We start from the raw sequence: 23,770 nt of genomic DNA on the forward strand, positions 1-23,770 counted from the left end.
CCGGGGTGAGAGGGAGGGAGACGGCGGGCGGGGATCCGGCGTCCCCCGCCCGCCGCCGTTCAGTGGCCCTGGACGGGCAGTTCCCTGAGCTGGATGTTGCGGAAGGAGACCTGGTCGTCGGCGCCGTGGTTCTGCAGGCCGATGTAGCCGTCGGTCAGGCTCCGCCGGGGGTCCTTGTTGGTGAAGTCGTTGATCTTGACTCCGTTGAGGAACCCCTGGAGGCGTTCGCCCCGGACTTTGATCTCGTAGGAGTTCCACTGGCCGGGCGGCCGCAGAACCTGGTCACGGGCCTTGATGTCGGCCGACTTGAAGGAGTAGACGGAGCCCGTGGTGCGCTCGGGTGCGTCCGTGGCGTCGATCTGGATCTCGTAGCCCTTGTCCACCGCGGACCAGGGGTCGTCGGAGGCGGGGAAGCCCACGAAGATCCCGGAGTTGTCGTCGCCCCGCATCTTCCAGTCGAGCTTGAGCGAGTACGACTTCAGCTCCTTGGCCTGGTACCAGAGCAGGCCCATGCCGCCCTCGGACTCCATCACGCCGTCCTTGACGACGAACGTGCCGGGGCCGGCCTGCTTCCAGCCGTCCAGGGTCCGGCCGTTGAAGATCGTCCGGTAGTCCTTGCTCGGCTTGCAGTCCGCCTTGACCTGGCCGGTGGCGTACTGGAGGCCGCCGAGCAGGTGTGCGCGGAAGGCCTCGTCGGCGTAGGACTCCTTGGTGTGGCCGCCGCCGGTGTAGAAGGACCGGCCGCCGCCGTAGCTCTGGCACCAGGCGATCGGGTGGTCGCCCTTCATGGTGCCGCCCTGGTAGGTGGTCTCGTCCAGGGTGGCGAGGACCTTGGCCTGCTCACGCGGGTTGGTGCGGTAGTTGTACCACTCGTCGGTGCGCTCCCAGGTCTCGCCCAGGTGCGCGGTGGACGGGTGGTCGTGGTCCTCGACGCGGACGGTGGCTTTCTGGATGGCCGGATGCGAGTGGAAGTAGGCGCCGACGAGGCCGCCGTAGAACTCCCAGTCGTACTCGGTGTCGGCGGCGGCGTGGACGCCCATGTAGCCGCCCCCGTTCTTCACGTAGTTCTCGAACGCCTGCTGCTGGTCGGCGTTGAGGACGTCGCCCGTGGTGGACAGGAAGGCGACCGCGTCGTACTTGGCGAGGTTGGCCGTGGTGAACTGCTTGGCCTCCTCGGTGGCGTCGACGGTGATGCCGGCGGGACCGCCGAGTTCCTTCAGCGCGGTGATGCCGGCCGGGATGGAGTCGTGGCGGAAGCCGGCGGTCTTGGAGAAGACCAGGACCTTCTTGCCGCCCTTGAACGGCTCCTTGGAGAACTCGAAGTCGTCCACGTCGAACAGCGCGCCCTCGCCGCCCTTGAAGACCAGGTAGATGTCGGTGGTCTTCCTCGGCAGCGACCGCAGCGGCACGTCGACGTTCTGGAAGGTCTCCCAGCCGCCGGTCGGCGGGATGTACGCCGAGCCGTGCAGCGGTCCCTCGGGCGAGCCGGTGCGCAGTTCGAGGAAGCCGCCCGCGCCACCGGAGGAGGCCCGTACGGTCATCTTCTTCTGCCCGTCGAACCGGTAGGGGGAGAAGGAGATCCAGTCGCCGTCGTCGATGTCGCCGACGGTCTTGCCGCCGTTGGCTCCGGTCTTGTCGATGACGGATACGCCCGACTGGGTGGTGAAGTGCTCGCCCTGGCGGTGCAGCGGCTGCAGGACGGTGCGGGCGGTGCCGGTCAGCTCCTCTTGGCCGTTCGCGCCGCCGTCGGTGTAGCTGGCGCCGACCACGCCGTAGATGTCGGCGTTGGGGTCGTGTCCGCCGTCACCGGGCGGTGGCTTCAGGGTGCCTTCGCAGCCCATCTCGCTGGTCAGTTCGTGGGCGTGGGAGTCGTGGCCCAGGCTGTAGGTGACCTTGACCTTGGAGCAGTCGATCGTCTCCTCGGGGTCGGTGACCTTCACCTTGAACGGGACGGGCCGGCCGAAGGCGGCCAGGCTGCCGTTGGCCGGCGTCTCGATCGTCACCTTGGGCTCGGTGTTGCCGACCACGATCCGGACGCTGGCGTTGCCGGTGTTGCCCTCGGGGTCCTTGGCGGTGAAGGTGGCGCTGTAGGTGCCGGCCTTCTTGTACCGGTGGGTGGGGTTGAGGCCCTCGCCCTTGGTGCCGTCGCCGAAGTCCCAGCTGTAGGTGAGAACCGGGGAGTCGGCGTCCTTGGCGGATCCGGTGAAGGTGACCTTCAGGCCGGCCGCGCCGGACGTCTTGTCGGCGCTCACCTCGGCGATCGGCGAGAAGCCGTCCTCGGCGTTCTCGATCCGGTACAGCGCGGAGTTCTCGTCGCCCTGGAACCAGGAGACGCCGTAGTCGAGGACGTAGAGCGCGCCGTCGGGGCCGAACTCCATGTCCATGATCTGGGTGCCGGTCCACGGGAAGTCGTTGATCTTCGCGACGGACCCGTCGGGTCCGTCGGAGGTCTGCTCGATCCGCTTGATCCAGCGGCGGCCGAACTCACCGGCGAAGAAGTCGCCGTCGTAGGCCTCGGGGAACTTCACGCCGGAGTCGAGCTCGGGGTCGTAGCGGTAGACGGGGCCGGCCATCGGGGACTCGGAGCCGCTGCCGAACTCGGGCACGGAGCCGTCGTCGTACGGGATCCAGGCGGCCTGCGCGGGCGGCAGGTCGACCAGGCCCGTGTTGTACGGCGAGGTGTTCTTCGGGGCGTTGCAGTCGAACGTCTCGCCGGACTGCTTGGTGGCGAAGTCGTAGTCGACGTAGGGGTCGTTGTCGCCGGTGCAGAAGGGCCAGCCGAAGTTGGCGGGCTTGGTCACCTTGGCGAACTCGACCTGTCCCGCCGGGCCGCGCTTGGGGTCGGCGGCGCCCGCGTCGGGACCGTAGTCGCCGACGTAGATGATGCCGGTCTTGTCGTCGACGCTCATCCGGAACGGGTTGCGCAAGCCCATCGCGTAGATCTCGGGACGGGTCTTGTCGGTGCCCGGGGCGAAGAGGTTGCCCTCCGGGATCGTGTAGGAGCCGTCCTCGGCGACCTTGATGCGAAGGATCTTGCCGCGCAGGTCGTTGGTGTTGGCCGAGCTGCGGCGGGCGTCGAAGGCCGGGTTGCGGCCCGGCCGGTCGTCGATCGGGGTGTAGCCGTCGGAGGCGAAGGGATTGGTGTCGTCGCCGGTCGACAGGTACAGGTTGCCGTCCGCGTCGAAGTCGATGTCGCCGCCGACGTGGCAGCAGATGCCGCGGGAGGCCGCGACGTCCAGCACCTTCTTCTCGCTGGACATGTTGAGCGTGCCGTTGGCGTTGAGGACGAAGCGGGACAGGCGGTTGACGCCGTCGAACTTCTTGAAGTCCTCTGCGGTGCCGGTCTCGGGGGCGTCGCCCACGGGGGTGTCCAGCGGCGGGGCGTAGTAGAGGTAGATCGCCCGGTTGTTCTTGAAGTCCGGGTCGATGCCGACGCCCTGGAGCCCCTCCTCGTCGTGGCTGTAGACGGGGATCTTGCCGGCGACCTTGGTGACGCCGCCCTGGTCGGTGAGGCGCAGCGTACCGTCGCGCGAGGTGTGCAGGACGCTGCGGTCCGGGAGCACGGCGAGCGACATCGGCTCGCCCGTCTCGGGCTCGCCTTTGGCGAGCGGCACCTGCTGGAACTGGCCCTCGGCAGCTGCCGGTTCGTCGTGTTCGGGGTGTCCGGGGTGGGCGCCGGCGACGCCGGCCGGGGTGCCCACGGCGAGGAGCAGGCCGGTGAACAGGGCGACGGTGGTGCGAAGTCCGGGCCGCCTGGGAGTGCGGGTGTTTCTGAGTCCGGTTCTGTGCACGAAATCCCTCCGGGAACGGGGTGGGCCGTACGGGGTGGGTGCGTGGGCGTGCGGTGCGGGCGCCGGGGTGCGCCGTCACCCCGGAGGTGTGTGTGTCCTGAACACATCAAGGACGGTAACCGCGTCCGTCCGGGGCGAACACCCCTTGCGACCGACTCGGCCGAACTTCCTCCCGTGCCAGGACAAAGCGGGATCCGGGCAGGCCGGAGGGGGGATCGGCGATGCTGCCGGTCCCCGCTCCCGACCAGCGCCGGGCGCGCTGTTCAGCTGTTGAACGCGGCGTCGAAGGACGCGCTGGGCGGATCGAAGTCGAACGCCTTGAGGCGGGTCAGGGCCTCGGGAGCTCCTTGGAGCCGGTCCATGCCGGCGTCCTCCCACTCCACCGAGACGGGGCCCTGATAGTCGATGGAGCGCAGCATCCGGAAGACGTCCTCCCACGGGACGTCCCCGTGCCCGGCGGAGACGAAGTCCCAGCCGCGCCGCGGGTCGCCCCAGGGCAGATGGGAACCGAGCCGGCCGTTGCGTCCGTCGAGGCGCTTGCGGGCCTCCTTGCAGTCGACGTGGTAGATCCGGTCGCGGAAGTCCCAGAGGAAGCCGACCGGGTCGAGGTCCTGCCACACGAAGTGCGAAGGGTCGAAGTTCAGGCCGAACGCGGGGCGGTTCCCGACGGCCTCCAGGGCGCACCGGGTCGTCCAGTAGTCGTAGGCGATCTCGCTGGGGTGCACCTCGTGCGCGAACCGCACGCCCTCGGCGTCGAAGACGTCCAGGATCGGGTTCCAGCGGTCGGCGAAGTCCTGGTAGCCGCGTTCGATCATCGCGTCGGAGGCGGGCGGGAACATGGCGACCAGGTGCCAGATGGCGGAGCCGGTGAAGCCGATGACCGTGTTGACGCCGAAGGCGGCCGCGGCCCGGGCGGTGTCCTTCATGCGCTCCGCGGCCCGCTGCCGGACCCCTTCCGGATCGCCGTCGCCCCACACCGCTCCCGGCACGATCGCCTGGTGGCGTTCGTCGATGATGGCGTCGCAGACGGCCTGGCCGGCCAGGTGGTTGGAGATCGCCCAGCACTTCAGGCCGTACTTGTCGAGGAGCTGTCGCCTCGACCCCACGTAGGAGGGGTCACTCAGCGCCTTGTCGACTTCGAAGTGGTCGCCCCAGCAGGCGAGTTCGAGGCCGTCGTAGCCGAAGTCGCGGGCCAGGCGGCAGACCTCCTCCAGGGGCAGGTCCGCCCACTGGCCGGTGAACAGGGTGAAGGTGCGCGGCATATTCGGGGCCTCCTCAGACCGCGATCGGCGTGTAGACGGAGTTCTTCTCGGCGCTCTCCTCGACCGCCGCGAGCACGCGCTGCACCTGCAGCCCGTCGGCGAAGGAGGGTTCGGGGCGGCGGCCCTCGGCGATCGCGTGGACGAGGTCGCGCGCCTGGTGGACGAAGGTGTGCTCGTAGCCGAGGCCGTGGCCCGGCGGCCACCAGGCCTCCAGGTAGGGGTGGTCGGGTTCGGTGACGAGGATCCGGCGGAAGCCGGCCTCGGCGCCCGGCTCGGTGCCGTCGTGGAAGGACAGCTCGTTGAGCCGCTCCAGGTCGAAGGCGAGCGAGCCGCGCTCCCCGTTGAGTTCGATGCGCAGGGCGTTCTTGCGGCCGGTGGCGTAGCGGGTGGCCTCGAAGGTGGCGAGGGCACCGGAGAGGAAGCGGGCCGTGAACAGCGCGGCGTCGTCGACGGTGACCTGGCCGGTGCCGGCGGATGTGACGGCGGACAACCCGCTGGTCGCGCCGGTGGGCAGGGGCCGTTCCCTGACGAAGGTCTCGGTCAGCGCCGAGACACCCGCCAGCGGCTCCCCCACCAGGTACTGCGCGAGGTCGACGATGTGCGCCCCCAGATCGCCCAGCGAGCCCGAGCCGGCCTGCTCCCTGCGCAGCCGCCAGGTCAGCGGGAACGCGGGGTCGACCAGCCAGTCCTGGAGGTATGTCACGCGCACGTGCCGCAGCCTGCCCAGGCGGCCCTCGGCGACCATGCGGCGGGCCTGGGCGGTGGCGGGCACCCGGCGGTAGTTGAACCCGACCATCGCCACCTGGCCCCGCGTGTGGGCCTCTTCCGCCGCCAGCGCCATCAAGGTGGCTTCCTCGACGGTGTTGGCGAGGGGTTTCTCGCACAGGACGTGCTTGCCCGCGGCCAGGGCGGCCAGGGCGATCTCGGCGTGAGAGTCGCCCGGGGTGCAGATGTCGACGAGGTCGACGTCGTCCCGTTCCACGAGGGCCCGCCAGTCGGTCTCGGTGGAGGCCCAGCCGTGCCGGTCGGCCGCCGCGCGGACGGCGGCGGCGTCCCGGCCGCAGATCACGGCCTGCACGGGGTTCAGCGGCAGGTCGAAGACGCGGCCCGCGGTGCGCCAGCCCTGGGAGTGGGCGGCGCCCATGAAGGCGTAGCCCACCATTCCCACGCGCAGGGGTGGCTTGCCCTTCTCGGGCCCTTCCGACGGCTGCTGCGGCTGTCCCATACGGATGTCCTCCTCGTCCTGGTGGGGGTGGCGCACGTGGGGGGTGCGGGGTGGCTCACTTGAATCCGGTGGACATGTACTGGTCGACGTTGGTCTTGTCGACGACGGCCGAGTAGAGCGTGAGCGACGACGGGATCTCGAACTCGGCGAGGCCCCCGATGCCCTTGCTCTGGCCGAGGGCCCGGGCGAGGTCGATCGCGGAGGCCGCCATGGTCGGCGGGTAGAGCACCGTCGCCTTGAGCACCCCGTCGTCCTGCTTGATGGCCTGGAAGGCGGAGAGCGCGCCGGCGCCGCCGACCATCAGGAAGTCGTCGCGCCCGGCCTGCTCGATGGCGCGCAGCGCGCCCACGCCCTGGTCGTCGTCGTGGTTCCACAGCGCGTCGAACGTCGACTGCGCCTGGAGCAGTTGGGCCATCTTGGCCTGCCCCGACTCGACGGTGAACTCGGCGGCCTGCCGGGCGACCTTCTTGATGTTGGGGTAGTTCTTCAGGGCGTCGTCGAAGCCCTGGGTGCGCTGCTTGGTGAGCTCCAGGTTGTCCAGGCCGGCCAGTTCGATGACGCGGGCGCCCGACGTGCCCTTCAGCTTCTCGCCGATGTAGTGCCCGGCGTTGAGGCCCATGCCGTAGTTGTCGCCGCCGATCCAGCAGCGGTACGCCTGCGGGCTGTTGAAGATGCGGTCGAGGTTGATCACCGGGATGCCGGCGCGCATCGCCTTGAGGCCGACCTGGGTGAGGGCCTTGCCGTCGGCGGGCAGCACGACCAGGACGTCGACCTTCTTGTTGATGAGGGTCTCGATCTGGCCGATCTGCTGGGCGGTGTCGTTGGAGCCCTCGGTGATCTCCAGGGTGACGTCGGGGTACTTCTCGGCGCGGCTCTTGGCGTTGTCGTTGATGGCGTTGAGCCAGCCGTGGTCGGCCTGCGGGCCGGCGAAGCCGATGGTGACCGGCTTGCCGGGCTTGTCGTCGGCGGCCGGCTGGTTGTTGCCCGCCGGCTCGTCCTCGGGGTCGGACGGCTCGTTGCTGGTGCACCCCGTGAGGAGGGCACCGGCGGAGACGGCGGCGGCTCCGAAGAGCAGCCCTCTGCGGCTCGTGATCTCTGGCATGGCGGGGAACCCTTTCCTCAGGTCGTGCTCGCGGTACGGCGCTGGACCAGCACGGCGGCGACGATGATCGCGCCCTTGGCGATCTGCTGGACGTCGCTCTGCAGGTTGTTCAGGGCGAAGATGTTGGTGATCGTGGTGAAGATCAGGACGCCGAGGACGGAGCCGGTGATGGTGCCCCGGCCGCCGGTGAGCAGGGTGCCGCCGATGATCGCGGCGGCGATGGCGTCGAGCTCGTAGAGGTTGCCGTTGGTGTTCTGGCCGGAGCCGGCCAGGACGATCAGCAGGAACGCGGCGATGCCGCAGCACAGCCCCGACAGCAGGTAGAGGTAGAGGCGCTGGCGGCGGACGTCGATGCCGGCGAGCCGGGCGGCCTCCGGGTTGCCGCCGACGGCGACCGTGCGGCGTCCGAAGGTGGTGCGGTTGAGGACCAGCCAGCCGATGACGGTGACGACGGCGAACACCATGACCAGGGGCGGGACACCGAGGACGTAGGCGTCGCGCTCGCCCAGGTCCAGGACGGACGGCACGGTGACGATCTGGGTCTTGCCGTCGGTGATCTGCAGGGCGAGGCCACGGGCGGAGGCCAGCATGGCGAGGGTGGCGATGAACGGCACCATCGCGCCGTAGGCGATGAGCACCCCGTTGACCAGGCCGCAGCCGACTCCGACGACGATCGCCGTGAAGAGGATGCCGGCGAAGCCGTACTCCTGGGTGGCCACGGTGGTCGCCCATACGGAGGCGAGGGCGACGATCGCGCCGACCGACAGGTCGATGCCGCCGGAGACGATGACGAAGGTCATGCCGACGGTGACGACACCGATCACCGACGCCTGGGTGAGGACGAGTTGCAGATTGCGGGTGTCGAGGAACTCGTCGGGCTTGGTGATGCCGCCGATGAGGATCAGCGCGGCGAGCACACCGACCAGCGAGAGGGTGCGGACGTCGGCGCGGGCGATCACGCCGTGCCAGGCGGGGGGCCGGGCCTGGGGCACCTTGTCGGTCGTGCTGTCCCGTGGCGGGGAGACGGGCTGCGTCATGACGCCGGGCTTCCTTCCATGACCAGGTCGAGTACGCGGTGTTCGTCGAGTTCGCGCGCGGGTGCCGTGTGGACGACACGGCCCTCACGCAGCACCAGGACGCGGTCGGCGAGGCCGAGCACCTCGGGCACCTCGCTGGAGACCAGCAGCACGGCGAGACCCTCGTCGGCCAGCCGGCGGATGACGGCGTAGAGCTCGGCGCGGGCGCCGACGTCGACGCCGCGGGTGGGTTCGTCGAGCAGCAGCACCTTGCAGCCGCGCAACAGCCAGCGGGCGAGGACGGCCTTCTGCTGGTTGCCGCCCGACAGGGTGCGCACGGGCACGGACGGGTTGTCGGGCCGGAGCGACAGTTCGCGTGTCGCGGCCCGGGCGGCGCCGAGTTCGGCGCCCCGGTCGATCCAGCCGCCGCGCGAGAAGCGGGACATGGACGAGACCGACACATTGCGGGTGACGGACTCCAGCATCAGCAGGGCCTGCGCCTTGCGTTCCTCGGGAGCGAGCCCGAGTCCGGCCCGGACGGCGGCCCGTACGCTGCCCGGCTTCAGGGCCTTGCCGCCGATCAGCACCTGACCGGTCGTCGGTCTGCGGGCGCCGTAGACGGTCTCCAGGATCTCGGAGCGGCCCGAGCCGACGAGTCCGGCCAGGCCGACGATCTCACCCGGCCGCACCTCCAGGTCGAACGGTTCGAACTCCCCTTGTCTGGAGAGCCCTCGGACCGTCAGGACGGGTTCGGCGGGCGGCGGTGTGACGCGCCGGTCCGGGAAGACGTACTCGACGTTGCGGCCCGTCATCAGCGCGACGACCTCGCGGGTCGGGGTCGACTTCGCCGGGAGTCCGTTCGCGACGGCCCGGCCGTCCTTGAGCACCGTCACCCGGTCGCCGATGCGGCGGATCTCCTCCAGGCGGTGCGAGATGTAGACGACGGCGACTCCGGCGGCGGTGAGGTCGCCGACGATGCGGAAGAGGTTGTCGACCTCGTCCGGGTCGAGGGCGGCGGACGGCTCGTCCATCACGATGAGCCGTACGTCGTGGGAGAGCGCCCGGGCCATGGACACGATCTGCTGCTGCGCCGCCGAAAGCTCCCCGACGAGCCGGGCCGGGTCGATCTCGGCATGTCCAAGCCGCTTGAGCAGAGAGGCGGTTGACGCCCTGGCCACCTTCCCGCGCACGACGAATCCCGCGGCGGTCGGCTCATGCCCGAGATGGACGTTCTCGGCGACGGACAGGTGCTCCACCAGGTCGAGTTCCTGGTAGATGGTGGCGATGCCGAGGCGCATGGCCGCAATGGGCGAGCGGAGCGCGACCTCCTCGCCGCGCCAGCGCAGACGGCCGGTGTCGGGCTGGTGGGCGCCGGCCAGGACTTTGATGAGAGTCGATTTGCCGGCTCCGTTCTGGCCGAGCAGGCAGTGCACCTCACCGGCCTGGACGTCGAGGTCGACGCCGTCGAGGGCCCGGACTCCGGGGAACGACTTGGTGATGCCGGACATGCTGAGCAGCGGTGGTTCTGGTGCCATGCGGATTCCCCTTGGCGGACGGGCCGGTGTCAGGGCGCTTGTCGAGCAGGCGTGTTTCAGGGCAGGGCAGGGCAGAGCAGGGCGCTGTGCTGGTGAGCCGTGCTGTGAAGGGACTACGCGGGTGAGAACAGGTGGTCGCTGATGAGCCGGGCGGCGCCGATGACTCCGGCGCTGGGACCGAGCTCGCCCAGGACGATGGGCAGGTTGCCGGTCGCCAGAGGCAGCGACTGGCGGTAGACCTGGGTGCGGATCGCGGCGAGCAGGGTGTGGCCGAGGCCGGTCACCCCGCCGCCGATCACCACCAGGCCCGGGTTGAAGAAGCTGACCAGGCCGGCGATGACCTGGCCGGTGCGGTTGCCGCCCTCGCGGATCAGATCGAGGGCGGTGGCGTCACCGGCGGAGGCCGCGGCGGCGACGTCGACAGCGGTGAGTTGGCCGTTGGTGTCCAGCCGCGAGGCCAGTTCGGCCGAAAGCCCCTGCTGGGCGGCCTCCATGGCGTCGCGGGCCAGCGCGGCGCCGCTGAAGTGGGCCTCCAGGCAGCCCCGGTTGCCGCAGGCGCACGGGCGTCCGTCGGGCACGGCCTGGATGTGCCCGATGTCGCCGGCGCTGCCCGTCGTACCGCGGTAGACCTCACCGCCGACGACGATGCCGCAGCCGATGCCGGTGCCGATCTTGACGCAGAGGAAGTCACCGACGCTGCGGGCGACACCCGCGTGCTGCTCCCCCATCGCCATGAGGTTCACGTCGTTGTCGACCATGACCGGGCAGCCCAGCTCCTGGCTGAGCGCCTCCCGCACGGGGAAGCCGTCCCAGCCCGGCATGATCGGCGGTGCCACCGGGATGCCCTCGGGGAAGCGGACCGGGCCCGGGACGCCGATGCCGGCGCCGTCGAACCCCTCCGCGAGCCCGGAGGCCCTCAGTTTCGCGGCCAGTGCCAGGACCTGCTCGAAGACCGCGACCGGGCCCTCGCGCACCTCCATGGGCTGGTTGAGGTGCCCGAGGGTCTCCAGTTCGGCGTTGGTGACGGCGACGTCGATCGAGGTCGCGCCGATGTCGACGCCGAGGAAGCGCAGCTCGGGGTTGAGCCGGACGTTGTGGGAGCGGCGGCCGCCGCGCGAGGCGGCGAGTCCGTCCGCCACGACCAGCCCCGTCTCCAGCAGCCGGTCCACCTCCACGGCCAGCTTGGACCGCGAGAGGTCGACCTGGTCGCCGAGCTGGGCACGGGAGTTGGGTCCGCCGTCGCGCAACAGCTTGAGCAGTCGGGCCTGATGGGCGTTCGCGGGTCGTGCGGTCATGCGTCTCACGAGCCCCTCCCCGCCCCAATCGGCCTGTGCGCGCCGGTTTTCCGCTACCTCGGTGGCTTGCTTTCGGAGGGAACGTAGCAGCGGCTGCCGAGGGTGGGAAGAAGTCGCGCAGGAATTGCCCTCTACTTCTTCCACTCACAGGACAAAGGCGAGGGCAGGGCGGCCCCTGTCCAGGGGCCGCCGTCTCCCGCGCCTTCCCGCCGGCAACCGGCGGGCCGGGCGAAACGAATCCGGCGGCACCGACAGCCCGGCGCCCCGGACGGTCCGGCGCCTAGGAGCGCGCCCGCGCGTGGTACGACCGTCGCGTGTGCTCCGTGTGGGCGCGCATCAGCTGGGTGGCGCGCTGCTCGTCCCGGTCGGAGACCGCGACGATCAGTTCGCGGTGTTCGATCCAGGACTGGTGGCCGCGCCGGCGGGCCACCGGCGTGTAGTACCAGCGCACGCGCCGGTCGACCTGGGCGGCCAGTTCCGCGAGGACCGCGTTGCCGGCGAGTTCCATGATCTTGGCGTGGAAGCGGGCGTTCACGGCGACGGCCCCGTCCACGTCGTCGGCCTCGACGGCCTTCTCGCCCTCCGCGCACAGCGCTTCCAGGGCGGCGATGCCCGCGCTGTCGGCGTTGGCCGCCGCGAGCCGGGCCGCCTCGGCCTCCAGGAGCGTACGGACCGTGAGGAGCTGATCGGCCTCCTCCTCCGTCGGCTCGTGCACGAACGCGCCCTGTGCGGGCCGCAGATCGACCCACCCCTCGGTGTTGAGCCGCTGCAACGCCTCGCGCACGGGCTGCCGGGAGACCCCGAGATGCCCGGCGAGTTCGCTCTCGACGAGATGCTGGCCGGGCTGGAGCGCACGGGTGGTGATGAGTTCGAGCAGTGCCTCGTAGACACGGTCACGCAGCGGACCCGGGCGTTCCAGCTTGGGTACCGCCCCCTGGGGCAGGCCTGTCGACAGCATCGCGGTCCCCCTCCTCGGCAGGGCCGTGCACAGCGCGGCGCGAGCCGGTATCGCCGCAGAGTCGGTACTGATTGTCTTTCGTCTGCAGTCTACGGCGCACAAGAGCCAGGGTTTCGGGGAGTTGACCGCGTCACACCACCCCTCAGCCGGGGGCGGCGCACGCTCAGGGGCAGCGCACGACCTGCCCCGCGTACGAGAGGTTCCCGCCGAAGCCGAACAGCAGCACCGGGTCGCCGGAGGCGACGGCGCCCTGCTCGACCAGCTTCGAGAACGCCAGCGGGATGCTCGCGGCGGAGGTGTTGCCGGACTCGGTGACATCGCGCGCGACGACCGCGTTGACGGCGCCGATCTTCTCCGCGAGGGGTTCGATGATGCGCAGGTTCGCCTGGTGCAGCACGACCGCGGCGAGGTCGGCCGGCTCCACCCCGGCCCGCGCGCAGGCCCGGCGCGCGATGGGCGGGAGCTGCGTGGTGGCCCAGCGGTAGACGCTCTGCCCCTCCTGGGCGAAGCGCGGCGGGTTGCCCTCGATGCGCACCGCGTTGCCCATCTCGGGCACCGAGCCCCACAGCACCGGGCCGATGTCCGGCTCGTCGGCGGCCTCCACCACCGCGGCCCCGGCACCGTCGCCGACGAGCACGCACGTGCTGCGATCGCTCCAGTCGGCCACCTCGGACATCTTGTCGGCCCCGATGACCAGCGCCCGGCTCGCGCCCCCCGCACGGACGGCGTGGTCGGCGGTGGCCAGGGCGTGGGTGAAGCCGGCGCACACGACGTTGAGGTCCATGGTGGCGGCCTGCGGGATGCCCAGGCGGGCCGCGACCCGGGCCGCCATGTTGGGCGAGCGGTCGACGGCGGTGGAGGTGGCGACCAGCACCAGATCGATGTCCGCCGGGGTCAGCCCGGCCGCCGCCAGGGCCTTGGCGGCGGCGTGGCCGGCCAGTTCGTCGACCGGCTCGTCGGGGCCGGCGATGTGGCGGGTTCGGATGCCCACCCGGCTCCTGATCCACTCGTCACTGGTGTCCACCAGCGCCGCCAGGTCCTCGTTGGTGAGCACCTTGGCGGGCTGGTAGTGGCCGACGGCGGCGATGCGCGAGCCGTTCATTGGGTGGGTCCCCCTCGTTGCCTTGGGTAGCGGATCCACCAGTCTGATCAGTGACTCACGGGTACGACGCCAGCCAAGACGACAGGAATCGAGCGCCGGGGTTGTCAGCTTCGGTCAGCAGTTCTGACGCCCGGACACCTGTCGAACGCCCATCCCGCTCCCCCGCGGCCCGCCCGGCGCACCGGCGCCCGTCCCGCCCGGCACCTACCCGGTGAACAGCTGCGTCGCCTTGCGGGCGAGCTCGTACACCCCGTAGGCGAGCGGGACCCCCACCCACACCCAGGCGAAGGCGATCAGCCACCGCCGGTCCGGGCTAGGCGGACTCTGACTGCTCTCGCCGGACATGGGCGGCCTCCTGCGGGTCGGGGACGTGGTGGCGGGCATCGACGGGCCGTACCAGTTCGTTGGCGACGAAGCCGACGACGAGCAGTCCGATCATGATGACGAAGGACAGCCCGTACAGGGACGCGCCGTGCCGGCCCGCCTCCTCCTGCCGGTCGGCGATCCAGTTCACGATCAGCGGCCCGAGGACCCCGGCCGTGGACCAGGCGGTGAGCAGCCGCCCGTGGATGGCGCCGACCTGGTACGTACCGAACAAATCCTTCAAATAGGCGGGAATCGTAGCGAAACCACCACCGTAGAAGGAGAGGATGACCAGCGCGCACAGGATGAACAGCGGCTTGGAGGAGTCGCCGAACAGGGCGATGAGCGCGTACATCAGGGCGCCGGCACCCAGGTAGACGCGGTAGATGTTCTTGCGGCCGATGAGGTCGGACGTCGACGACCAGCCGATGCGGCCCGCCATGTTCGCCGCCGACAGCAGCGCGACGAAACCGGCGGCGGCCGTCACCGACACCGGGGTGGAGGTGTCCGCGAAGAAGTCCGTGATCATCGGCGCGGCCTTCTCCAGGATGCCGATGCCGGCGGTGACGTTCATGCAGAGCACGAGCCACAGCAGCCAGAACTGCGGGGTGCGGACGGCCTGGTTCGCACAGACCTGCGGGCCGGCGGGGACACTCGGCCCGCTCTGCGCGGGCTTCTCGGCGCGAGGCACCCGGACCAGCAGCACACCCAGCAGCATGAAGACGGCGTAGGACAGCCCGTGCACGAGGAAGGCGAGCGCGATGCCGGAGCTGTCGCTGCCGAACGACTCCAGCATCTGTGCCGACCACGGCGAGGCGATGAGCGCGCCGCCGCCGAACCCCATGATGGCGATGCCGGTGGCCATGCCGGGCCGGTCCGGGAACCACTTGATCAGCGTGGAGACGGGTGAGATGTAACCGATGCCGAGGCCGATGCCGCCGACGAAGCCGTAGCCGAGGACGATCAGCCAGTACTGCTCCAACGACGCGCCCAGCGCGGAGAGCAGGAAGCCGCAGGAGAAGCAGACCAGGGCGACGGTCATGGCCCAGCGGGGGCCGTTGCGCTCCACGAGCGTGCCGCCGAACGCGGCGGACAGGCCCAGCATGACGATGCCCAGCTGGAAAGGCAGCGCGCTCTGTGTGCCGCTGAGTCCGAGCGCGGACTCCAGGGGTGGCTTGAACACGCTCCAGGCGTAGGCCTGGCCGATGGAGAGATGTACCGAGAGAGCGGCGGGCGGGACGAGCCAGCGGCTCCAGCCCGGGGGCGCGACTGGGGGACTCATGAACCCCGGACGGTAGACATCCGCGCGGGAGTTGAGAAGGCGGCACGTCGACCGTATGCGATGAGCGGTATCCCGCATGCGCCGAACGGTCGGCGCGCGAACCCTTGCCGCCCCAACCTCCATACTGTGGACAATATTTCCCCTGTGCGAGGGCGACACCCTGCGGCCGAAGAACGCCTGCCGGGTCTGTGTCGTCGAGGTCGAGGGGGCCAGGACGCTCGTCCCGGCCTGCTCCCGCAAGGCCGAGCCGGGAATGGAGGTGCGCACGCGGACACCGAGCGCGCCCGGCACAGCCGCAAGGCCGTCCTGGAACTGCTCGCGTCCTCGGTCGACCTGTCGACGACGCCGAGGGTCGCCGGGTGGCTCAAGGAGTACCAGGCGAAGCCGGACCGCTTCGGCCCGGACGCGGCGCGGCTGAACGAGGAGCCGAGGATCGACAACGACCTGTACGTGCGCGACTACGACACGTGCATCCTCTGCTACAAGTTCATCGACGCCTGCGGCGACCAGTGGCAGAACTCCTTCGCGATCTCGGTCGCGGGCCGCGGTTTCGACGCCCGGATCGCCGTGGAGCACGACGCGCCGCTGACCGACTCGGCGTGCGTGTACTGCGGGAACTGCATCGAGGTGTGCCCCACGGGCGCGCTGTCCTTCAAGTCCGAGTTCGACATGCGGGCGGCGGGTACGTGGGACGCGTCGCGGCAGACGGAGACGACCACGGTGTGCGCGTACTGCGGCGTGGGCTGCAACCTGACGCTGCACGTGCAGGACAATGAGATCGTGAAGGTCACCTCGCCGCACGACAACCCGGTGACCCACGGCAACCTCTGCATCAAGGGCCGCTTCGGCTACCAGCACGTACAGAACCGGGACTGATCAGGACATGGGACGAGTCACGGAACGACGCAAGGTTCTCCGCATCCGGGACGGGGCGGTCTCCAGCCGCCCCGACACGCTCGTCGCCGAGGAACCCCTGGAGATCCGGCTGAACGGCAAGCCCCTGGCGATCACCATGCGCACCCCGGGGGACGACTTCGCGCTGGCGGCGGGCTTCCTGGTGAGCGAGGGGGTGCTGGCCGGGCAGCGGGACCTGGCGAACATCGTCTACTGTGCCGGGGCGACGGCCGACGGGTCGAACACGTACAACGTGGTCGACGTGAAGACGGCCCCCGGCGTGGTGGTCCCCGACATCACGCTGGAGCGCAACGTCTACACCACGTCCTCCTGCGGCCTGTGCGGCAAGGCGTCGCTGGACGCGGTGCGCACCACGGCCCGGTGGCCCATCGCCGACACTCCCCCGGTCCGGATCACCCCCGAGCTGCTCGCGAGCCTCCCCGACCGGTTGCGCGCGGCCCAGCGGGTCTTCGACCGGACCGGTGGCCTGCACGCGGCGGCCCTGTTCTCCGCGGAGGGCGAGCTGCTGGACGTCCGGGAGGACGTGGGCCGGCACAACGCGGTCGACAAGCTGGTCGGCCGCGCCCTGCAGAACGGGGACCTGCCGCTGTCGCGGGTGATCCTGCTCGTGTCGGGCCGGGCCTCCTTCGAGCTGGCGCAGAAGGCCGTGATGGCCGGCATCCCCGTGCTGGCGGCCGTGTCGGCCCCGTCCTCGCTGGCGGTGGACCTCGCCGCCGAGACGGGCCTGACGCTGGTGGGCTTCCTGCGGGGCAGCTCCATGAACGTGTACGCGGGTGAGGACCGGATCACCCTGCGGGCCGCGGCCGCCCAGGGCTGAACCGGTTCCTCCGCGACACGGCGGCGGGGCCCCGACCTGCGGGGGCGCCCCCCTGCGCCGCAGGGCCCCGTCTCGGCCCGCCTTCGCGAAGACGCGGGGGTGCCGTCAGTCCGCCGTGCCCGATATCCGCAGCAGCATCCCCGTGAACTGCTCCCGCTCGGCCGCCGACAGCGGTGCGAGCAGTTCGTCGTTGGCCGCGCGGGCCGCCTTCTCGCAGCGCTTCAGCAGCCGTGCTCCGCACTCCGTGAGGGACACCGCGTTCTTGCGGCGGTCCACCGGGTCCGGCTCGCGCACCACCAGGCCCGCCGACTGGAGGTCGTTGAGGACGCCGACCAGGTCCTTGGGGTCCAGCACCACCCCGCGGCCGAGGTCGGCCTGCGCGACGGGACCGAGGTCGCGGACGGCGGACAGCACCACGTGGTGCCACATCCGCATGTCCTCCTCGGCCAGCGCCTCGGCCACCAGGGCCCGGCCGCGGGCGGCAGCGCGGCCGAGCAGCCAGCTGGGCAGGGAGCGGATCGCGGGGAGGGGGGTTTCCGACATGGCCGCAGCCTAACCAGCAAATCGTTGGGTGTTCCTATGATCCTCCTATACCGTTGGGCCCCCCAACGACTTCGTCGGAAGGCACGACCACCCCGGAGGTGCGATGCGCCGCGTCCGCTACGAATCCCGAGGTGGCCCCCTCTTCGTGGAGGAGGCCCCGCTCCCCGAGCCCGGCCCCGGAGAGCTGCTCGTGCGCGCGGAGGCGATCGGCGTCACGCTCCCGGCGGTACGCAAGGTCACCGAGGCGGCCGAACCCGCCCCGCTCGGCGGTGAGATCGCCGGGCAGGTCCTGGCCGTCGGCGAGGGCGTCACCCGCTTCGGCACCGGCGACCGGGTGACCGGGCTCTGCCCCGGCCACGGGTATGCCGACGCCGCGCTCCTGCACGAGGCCATGGCCTCCCCGGTTCCGGGGGGCGCCGGCGCCGTGGACGCGGTCGCCCTGGTCCGCGGCGGCCTGGTCGCCCTCGGCGCCCTGGAGGCGGCCCGCCCTCAGCCGGGCGAGGCGGCCCTGGTCACCGCGGCCGCCGGCGGCGTCGGCCACTTGGCCGTGCAGCTGGCCAGGACGCGCGGCGCCGGACGGGTCGTGGGAGCCGTCTCCGACCCGGCCAAGGCCGGCTTCGTCCGCGGTCTCGGTGCCGACCACGTCGTCACGTACACCGACGGCAGCTGGGGCACCCCGGTCGACTACGCCCTGGACGCGGTCGGCGGTGAGCTGCTCACCCCGGCCCTCGCGGCACTCGCCCCGGAGGGACGGCTGGTGGCGTACGGCTCGGGCGGCGGCACCATCCAGGCGTACGACCTGCTCGTGGGCGCGAAGTCGGTGATCGGGTTCCAGATGGCCCGTATCGCCCGCGGGAAACCGGAGCTGTACGAGCGGTGGCGTGAGGAAGTGTGGCGGCTGTTCGCGGCGGGAGAGCTCAAGCCCGTCGTCCACGGGGAGTTCGCCCTGGAGGACGCGGCCAAAGCGCACGCGGAGATCGAGGCCCGGGCCAATCTGGGCAAGGTCGTCCTGATCCCCTGACGCAGGATTCTTGTGGGGGGTCCGAGAAGCCAAGTACCGTCTGTGGCCCACACATTGGACGTGGAATGTCCGGATGACCGGATGTCTGTTCCTATCCCCCGGTGGTCCGGCCGACAGACGCATGAAGGGCAGGTCGCACCATGCCGTCAAGTCTTCGCGCACGTCTGAGATCCACCCTGACCGCCACGGCCGCCGCCGGGGCGCTGCTCGCGCCCACCGTCCCGGCGCACAGCCAACCCGCCGCACCGGCAACGGAGTTCGAGCAGCAGGTTCTCTTCAAGGCCTCCCAGGACTCCGGTTACGCCTGCTTCCGGATCCCGGCGATCGTGCGCACCACCAGCGGCACCCTCCTGGCGTTCGCCGAGGGCCGCGTCCTCAACTGCGGTGACGCGGCCGACATCGACATCGTCGTCAAACGCTCCACCGACGGGGGCCGCACCTGGGGGCCGCTCCAGGTCGTCACCGAGGGCGCGGGCGACACACACGGCAACCCGGCGCCGGTCGTGGACCGCCGGACCGGCCGGATCCTGCTGGCCGAGACGTTCAACACCGGCCGTACGGACGCCGGCAACTGCACCGTCCCCTGCGACCGCACCCCCCATCTGCAGTACAGCGACGACGACGGCCGCACCTGGTCCGAGCCGCGCGATCTGAGCGGCGAGATCCTGCCCGGGCACTGGAACTCCTGGTACGCGACCGGCCCCGTGCACGGAATCCAGCTGACCCGCGGCAAGCACGCGGGGCGGCTCGTGTTCGGCGTCAACACCGAGACGTGGAACGGCAGCCGGGTCTCCGCCAACCACGCCGCGCTCGTCGTCAGCGACGACGGCGGTGACTCCTGGCGGGTCGGCGCCACGGACACCTGGCCCATAGGGCAGGACGGCACGTTCCGGCAGAAGCCGTCCGAGGTGACGCTCACCGAGCGCGCCGACGGCGCCCTGCTCGTCAGCGGCCGGGAACAGGACGGCACCGACCTGGGCCACCGCTCCCAGACCCTCAGCCCGGACGGCGGCGACAGCTTCGCCACCCCGTTCCGCGCCCTGCCGGACCTGTACACCCCGCAGGTCCAGGGCGCGACCCTGCGCCTCGGTGACCGGATGCTGCTGTCCGCTCCGGCCGACCCCGACCGCCGCCGCACGATGATGGTCCGCTCCTCCTACGACGGCGGACGCACCTGGGAGAGCGTGGACCGGGGCACGGTCGTCACCACGGACTGGTCCGGCTACTCCGACATGGCGGCCGTCGACCGCGCGACGGTGGGCCTGCTGTACGAGGGCGGGGCGGTCGACGCGCGCGACGAGATCCGCTTCGCCCGCTTCACCGAGGACTGGCTGAAGCCTCGCCGGGGCGCCGACCCGACCACCCCCGACGCGGCGCCGGGTGCCCGGCCCGCGGCCGTGCTCGGCGGCGCCGGGCCGACGGCCGGGGCCCGCGGCGGCGCGCTGTCCTTCGACGGCGCCGACGACGCCGTACGACTGCCCTACCGGTCCCGGCTGCCGCTCGGCGAGGGGGACTTCACGGTCTCGCTGCACTTCCGCTACACCGCCACGACCGGCGAGCAGCCCTTTCTGTGGATGGGCGGCATCGGCACCACACAGCCGCAGATCTGGCTGCGCGGGGAGCCGGCGGGCAACCGGGTGCGAGGGCTGATCACCACCCGGTCGGGCGCGGCGACCGTCAGGTCGGCCTCGGTGTCGACCGACGGCGCCCACAACGACGGCCGCTGGCACCACCTGGCGCTGCGCCGCGGCGGGGGGAATCTGACGCTCTTCCTCGACGGCGAGGCGCTCAGCACCGCGGACGTGCCGGGCTCGGTGAGCCGCAACTCCCCCTTCGGGGTGCACATCGGCCAGCGCATGGACAGCCGGGCGTTCCTCACCGGGGCCATCGACGACCTCCGCGTGTGGAACCGGGCCCTGAGCGACAAGGAGCTGGCCTCCGGCAGCTCGGGCGCGGCCCCGCGGGGCACGGTGCTGTGGCTGCCCATGGACCGGGTGGGCGGCAGCAACTAACGTCACGTACCGTGCCCGACGACTCAGGAGCAGCACGAGCACGACAGCGCACGGGAACCGGGATCGGCCTTCTGCTGGTCCTGGTTCTCGGCGCCGCGCTGCTCATCGCCCTGCCGGACGACGACGGTTCCGGCGACGGCGCCTGCCGGGCGCTCACGGTCGGATCCTGGGAGGCTGACGACGGCCTCACCGCCGAGTTCGCCCGCTACGGCGACGACGCGAGCCGCACCGACGACTGGACCGGCGGCGACGGCACCCACTCGGTGCGGCTGCCGGACGGCCGGGTGCTGTGGCTGTTCTCGGACACCTATCTGGGTCAGGTGTACGGACCGCCCAACCCGCACGGCGAGTCCTACGCCTGGCGGGACACCACCGCGCCGCTGGTGCGCAACTCGGCCGTGCTGATGCGTGACGGCCGGCTCGAATCCACCCTGCCCGCCCCGCTGTTCGCCGATCCGGCGCCGGGCCGGTGGCGCTGGCCGGTCGCCGCCCGCGTCGAACCCCGCTCCCCCGGTTCCCCGGAGCAGGTCGTGCGGGTCCTGCTGTGGGTGCGTACGGCGGGGCAGGCTCCCTGGATCTACGGCGTGCCCACCGCCACCGAGGTCGCCACCCTGTCGCTGCCCGCGCTGCGCCTGGAGTCGATCGTCGAGGTCCTCGACCAGCGTTCGGTCCGCGACCCGTCCCGCCGCGTGCTGTTCGGCACGACGCTGGTCGAGGAGGACGGCTGGACGTACGTGTTCGGTGGCGACGACGGCCGGGCCGCCTCCCGCCCCGCCTCGCACGCGTACGCGGCCCGGGTGCCGGAGGGCGGGCTCGCGGATCCGGACGCCTGGCAGTACTGGAGCGGCTCGGCCTGGGTGCCCGGCGCCCGCCCCCGGCCGGTGCTCGGCGACGGGCGGCGCACGGGCGTGGGCAGCGCGTTCACGGTCGTCCGGGACGGCGGCACCTACGTGCTGTTCACGATGGCCGCCGGCCCGAAGGGCCTGACCACCGTGGCGTCCTACTGGGCCTGCTCCCCGGCCGGACCGTGGCACGGTCCGGCGAAGGAGTTCAGCCCCTCGCTGCCGCAGGGGCAGGTGGCCGCCTACAACCCCCAGGCGCATCCGGTGCTGAGCGGCTCGGGACGGCTCGTCCTGAGCTACGACGTCAACTGGCTGGAGACGACGAGCGCCGCCGACCGGCTCAGCCGGAACGTGTCCCTGTATCGGCCACGCTTTGTGACGCTGCGCCTGGCTGCGGCGCGGTGACCTCACCCGGCGCTTCCCGCGCGCGCCGCTTGGCGATCACCGCGCACACGATCAGCTGCATCTGGTGGAAGAGCATCAGCGGCAGCACGGCGAGCGCCGCCTGCGCGCCGAACAGGACGCTCGCCATGGGCAGCCCGGCGGCCAGGGACTTCTTCGAGCCGGCGAACTGGATCGCGATCCGGTCCGCCCGGCCGAAGCGCAGCGCCCTGCCGCCGTACCAGGTGAGCAGCAGCATCACGGCGAGGATCGCCGCCTCGACGACGACCAGGCCGCCGAGCCGCGCGGGACTGACCTGGTGCCATATGCCCTGGACCACACCCACGCTGAACGCGGTGTAGACGACCAGCAGGATCGAGCCGCGGTCCACCAGGGCGAGGACCCGCTTGCGGCGGGTGACGAAGCCGCCGATCCAGCGGCGCAGCAGCTGCCCGGCGACGAACGGCACCAGCAGGTGCAGCACGATCTTCAGCAGCGAGTCGGCGGAGAACCCGCCGCCGTCGCCGCCGAGCAGCGAGGCCGCGAGCAGCGGGGTGGTGATGATGCCGACGAGGGAGGAGAAGGAGCCCGCGCAGATCGCCGCGGGCACGTTGCCGCGGGCCATCGAGGTGAAGGCGATCGACGACTGCACGGTGGACGGGACGAGCGTGAGGAAGAGCAGACCCTGGTAGAGCGGGTGCGTCAGGATCACCGGCACCAGCCCGCGGGCGGCGAGCCCGAGCAGCGGGAAGACGACGAAGGTGCAGGCCAGGACCGTGATGTGGAGCCGCCAGTGCCGCAGCCCGTCGAGCGCCTCGCGGGTGGACAGCCTGGCGCCGTACAGGAAGAAGAGGAGGGCGACCGCGGCGGTGGAGGCACCGGAGGCGATGCCGGCGGCCGCTCCGCGCGCCGGGAACAGTGCGGCCAGGCCCACCGTCGCGAGGAGGAGCAGGATGTAGGGGTCGATCGGCATCCACTGCGGCCACTGCAGGCGTTTCACGGTGCTCCACTTGCTTGGTACGCGTCCGTCGGTCCGGGGCCGTGTCGGCCCCTTCCATCCTGCTCCACCGTCCGGCGATCGGGAATCCCGTACACCGCTCTCACTGCCATCGCGTTTCGCGATAACCTGGCAGCCATGTACGACCCCGCGCATCTGCGCACGTTCCTGTCGGTGGCGCAGACGCTGAGCTTCACGCAGGCCGCGCGACGGCTCGGACTGCGGCAGTCCACGGTCAGTCAGCACGTGCGGCGGCTGGAGGAGGCCGCCGGGCGGACGCTGTTCACCCGGGACACGCACTCGGTGGAGCTGACGGAGGACGGCGAGGCCATGCTCGGTTTCGCCCGCCGGATCCTGGAGGTGCACGAGCAGGCCGCGGCGTTCTTCACGGGCACCCGGCTGCGCGGCCGGCTGCGCTTCGGCGCCTCGGAGGACTTCGTGCTGACGCGGCTGCCCGAGATCCTCGAAGGCTTCCGGCACGAGCATCCGGAGGTCGACCTGGAGCTGACGGTGGAACTGTCGGGAACGCTGCACGAGCAGCTCGCCGCGGGAAAGCTGGATCTGGTCCTGGCCAAGCGGCGGCCCGAGGACCCGCGGGGTGAGCTGGTCCGGCACGACCGGCTGGTGTGGATCGGCACGGAACGCCTCCGGCTCGATCCGGACCGCCCGGTGCCGCTCATCGTCTACCCGCCGCCGGGCATCACCCGCGCGCTCGCCCTGGAAGCCCTGGAGCGGCAGGGCCGCCAGTGGCGCGTGGTGTGCACCAGCGGCAGCCTCAACGGCCTGGTCGCGGCGGCCCGGGCCGGTCTCGGCGTGATGGCCCACTCGCGCGGCCTCATCCCGCCGGGACTGGTCCGGGTCCCGGACCGGGCGGGGCTGCCGGAACTGGGGCAGGTCGACTTCGTCCTGGTCCACGGCCGGCGCCGGCCCTCCGCCCAAGGCGCGGCGGACGCCCTGGCGGCGGCGGTCCTGGCGGGCGGCGACCGGCTGCACCGCAGCGAGCGCAAGGGGCTGTGACAAGCGGGAGTAACAGAATCCGCCGTCGCCCCGCTGACAGAAGAGACACCGTTCGAAGGCGCATCGGGACGACACCGGGACTCGTACAGATTCGGTGGAGATTACGGCACCGAAACTTACTCAACCGTCAGGAATGCGTCCGACCCCTCCCCATGTGAGCGCTTTTTCCCGCGCTGACCCTCGCAGACCGGAGCGGTGCTCACCTTCGCACCCCCTCCCGCCCCCTGCCCGGGTGGGGTAGCTTTCACGGCGCTGTGCGGGGCGTCACTCGACAGGAGCGCTGAGGAGCGGGGT

At 71.4% G+C, this 23,770-nt stretch carries 18 protein-coding genes and 1 pseudogene; 6 read left to right on the top strand and 13 right to left on the bottom strand.

All coding sequences use genetic code 11. The features are described 5' to 3' along the window. Window positions 1-59: 59 nt before the first annotated feature. From ACIQHQ_RS07970 to ACIQHQ_RS08020, 11 genes are all read right to left on the bottom strand, one after another. Complete coding sequence (locus ACIQHQ_RS07970) at window positions 60-3,791, bottom strand: ThuA domain-containing protein (protein WP_402610873.1); 3,732 nt, start codon at window positions 3,789-3,791, stop codon at window positions 60-62. Between the two features lie 263 nt (window positions 3,792-4,054). Next, window positions 4,055-5,053, bottom strand: coding sequence for a sugar phosphate isomerase/epimerase family protein (locus ACIQHQ_RS07975; protein WP_402610874.1), 999 nt, complete (start codon window positions 5,051-5,053; stop codon window positions 4,055-4,057). Between the two features lie 13 nt (window positions 5,054-5,066). Next, window positions 5,067-6,278: a Gfo/Idh/MocA family protein gene (locus tag ACIQHQ_RS07980; RefSeq protein WP_402610875.1), complete on the bottom strand. Its 1,212-nt coding sequence runs from the start codon at window positions 6,276-6,278 to the stop codon at window positions 5,067-5,069. Between the two features lie 55 nt (window positions 6,279-6,333). Beyond that, window positions 6,334-7,380 (bottom strand): substrate-binding domain-containing protein, encoded by a 1,047-nt coding sequence (locus ACIQHQ_RS07985; RefSeq protein ID WP_402610876.1) that lies wholly within the window; start codon window positions 7,378-7,380, stop codon window positions 6,334-6,336. 17 nt (window positions 7,381-7,397) lie between these two features. Then, a complete protein-coding gene (locus tag ACIQHQ_RS07990) occupies window positions 7,398-8,417 on the bottom strand; it encodes an ABC transporter permease (protein ID WP_402610877.1) in 1,020 nt (339 codons plus the stop codon). Further along, window positions 8,414-9,931 carry a sugar ABC transporter ATP-binding protein gene (locus ACIQHQ_RS07995; protein ID WP_402610879.1) on the bottom strand — a complete coding sequence of 506 codons (1,518 nt, stop codon included), beginning with the start codon at window positions 9,929-9,931 and terminating at the stop codon, window positions 8,414-8,416. The genes ACIQHQ_RS07990 and ACIQHQ_RS07995 overlap by 4 nt, the downstream gene beginning before the upstream one ends. A 113-nt stretch (window positions 9,932-10,044) precedes the next feature. After that, window positions 10,045-11,226, bottom strand: a complete 1,182-nt coding sequence (locus tag ACIQHQ_RS08000) for an ROK family protein (RefSeq protein ID WP_402610880.1) — start codon at window positions 11,224-11,226, stop codon at window positions 10,045-10,047. 280 nt (window positions 11,227-11,506) lie between these two features. Then, a complete protein-coding gene (locus ACIQHQ_RS08005; RefSeq protein WP_402610881.1) occupies window positions 11,507-12,184 on the bottom strand; it encodes a GntR family transcriptional regulator in 678 nt (225 codons plus the stop codon). Window positions 12,185-12,347: 163 nt separating this feature from the next. After that, a complete protein-coding gene (locus tag ACIQHQ_RS08010; protein ID WP_402610882.1) occupies window positions 12,348-13,286 on the bottom strand; it encodes a beta-ketoacyl-ACP synthase III in 939 nt (312 codons plus the stop codon). Window positions 13,287-13,490: 204 nt separating this feature from the next. After that, on the bottom strand, window positions 13,491-13,631 hold the full coding sequence (locus tag ACIQHQ_RS08015) for a hypothetical protein (RefSeq protein ID WP_402610883.1): 141 nt from the start codon (window positions 13,629-13,631) through the stop codon (window positions 13,491-13,493). Next, window positions 13,600-14,931, bottom strand: coding sequence for an OFA family MFS transporter (locus ACIQHQ_RS08020; protein ID WP_402610884.1), 1,332 nt, complete (start codon window positions 14,929-14,931; stop codon window positions 13,600-13,602). Before ACIQHQ_RS08020 ends, ACIQHQ_RS08015 begins: the two co-directional genes overlap by 32 nt. 142 nt (window positions 14,932-15,073) lie before the next feature. Here ACIQHQ_RS08020 and ACIQHQ_RS08025 point away from each other — a divergent pair. Both ACIQHQ_RS08025 and fdhD read left to right on the top strand, forming a co-directional pair. Continuing rightward, a pseudogene (locus ACIQHQ_RS08025) lies at window positions 15,074-15,807 on the top strand (2Fe-2S iron-sulfur cluster-binding protein); the annotation flags it as partial. A gap of 7 nt (window positions 15,808-15,814) precedes the next feature. Next, window positions 15,815-16,663 carry a formate dehydrogenase accessory sulfurtransferase FdhD gene (fdhD, locus tag ACIQHQ_RS08030; RefSeq protein ID WP_402610885.1) on the top strand — a complete coding sequence of 283 codons (849 nt, stop codon included), beginning with the start codon at window positions 15,815-15,817 and terminating at the stop codon, window positions 16,661-16,663. A 105-nt stretch (window positions 16,664-16,768) separates the two neighbouring features. Here fdhD and ACIQHQ_RS08035 read toward each other — a convergent pair whose 3' ends face one another. After that, entirely contained in the window at window positions 16,769-17,206 is a 438-nt protein-coding gene (locus ACIQHQ_RS08035) for a MarR family winged helix-turn-helix transcriptional regulator (RefSeq protein ID WP_402610886.1), read from the bottom strand. Between the two features lie 103 nt (window positions 17,207-17,309). Here ACIQHQ_RS08035 and ACIQHQ_RS08040 point away from each other — a divergent pair, with 103 nt between their 5' ends. The 3 genes from ACIQHQ_RS08040 to ACIQHQ_RS08050 all read left to right on the top strand — a co-directional run bounded on the left by ACIQHQ_RS08040 (window position 17,310) and on the right by ACIQHQ_RS08050 (window position 21,486). Next, the gene (locus tag ACIQHQ_RS08040) at window positions 17,310-18,227 is read left to right on the top strand and encodes a zinc-binding alcohol dehydrogenase family protein (protein ID WP_402610887.1); all 918 of its coding nucleotides are present in this window, start codon (window positions 17,310-17,312) and stop codon (window positions 18,225-18,227) included. A 140-nt stretch (window positions 18,228-18,367) separates the two neighbouring features. Beyond that, on the top strand, window positions 18,368-20,239 hold the full coding sequence (locus tag ACIQHQ_RS08045; protein ID WP_402610888.1) for an exo-alpha-sialidase: 1,872 nt from the start codon (window positions 18,368-18,370) through the stop codon (window positions 20,237-20,239). An 11-nt stretch (window positions 20,240-20,250) separates the two neighbouring features. Next, window positions 20,251-21,486 carry a DUF4185 domain-containing protein gene (locus tag ACIQHQ_RS08050; protein WP_402610889.1) on the top strand — a complete coding sequence of 412 codons (1,236 nt, stop codon included), beginning with the start codon at window positions 20,251-20,253 and terminating at the stop codon, window positions 21,484-21,486. On the opposite strand, the gene ACIQHQ_RS08055 is transcribed toward ACIQHQ_RS08050, so the two are convergent. After that, window positions 21,422-22,435, bottom strand: coding sequence for a bile acid:sodium symporter family protein (locus ACIQHQ_RS08055; RefSeq protein ID WP_402611604.1), 1,014 nt, complete (start codon window positions 22,433-22,435; stop codon window positions 21,422-21,424). The two genes, ACIQHQ_RS08050 and ACIQHQ_RS08055, sit on opposite strands and share 65 nt — an antisense overlap. A 162-nt stretch (window positions 22,436-22,597) precedes the next feature. Here ACIQHQ_RS08055 and ACIQHQ_RS08060 point away from each other — a divergent pair, with 162 nt between their 5' ends. Continuing rightward, window positions 22,598-23,476 (top strand): LysR substrate-binding domain-containing protein, encoded by an 879-nt coding sequence (locus ACIQHQ_RS08060; RefSeq protein ID WP_402610891.1) that lies wholly within the window; start codon window positions 22,598-22,600, stop codon window positions 23,474-23,476. Window positions 23,477-23,770: the final 294 nt, after the last annotated feature.

It is taken from the genome of Streptomyces sp. NPDC092370 (assembly GCF_044755265.1).
Lineage (GTDB): Bacteria > Actinomycetota > Actinomycetes > Streptomycetales > Streptomycetaceae > Streptomyces.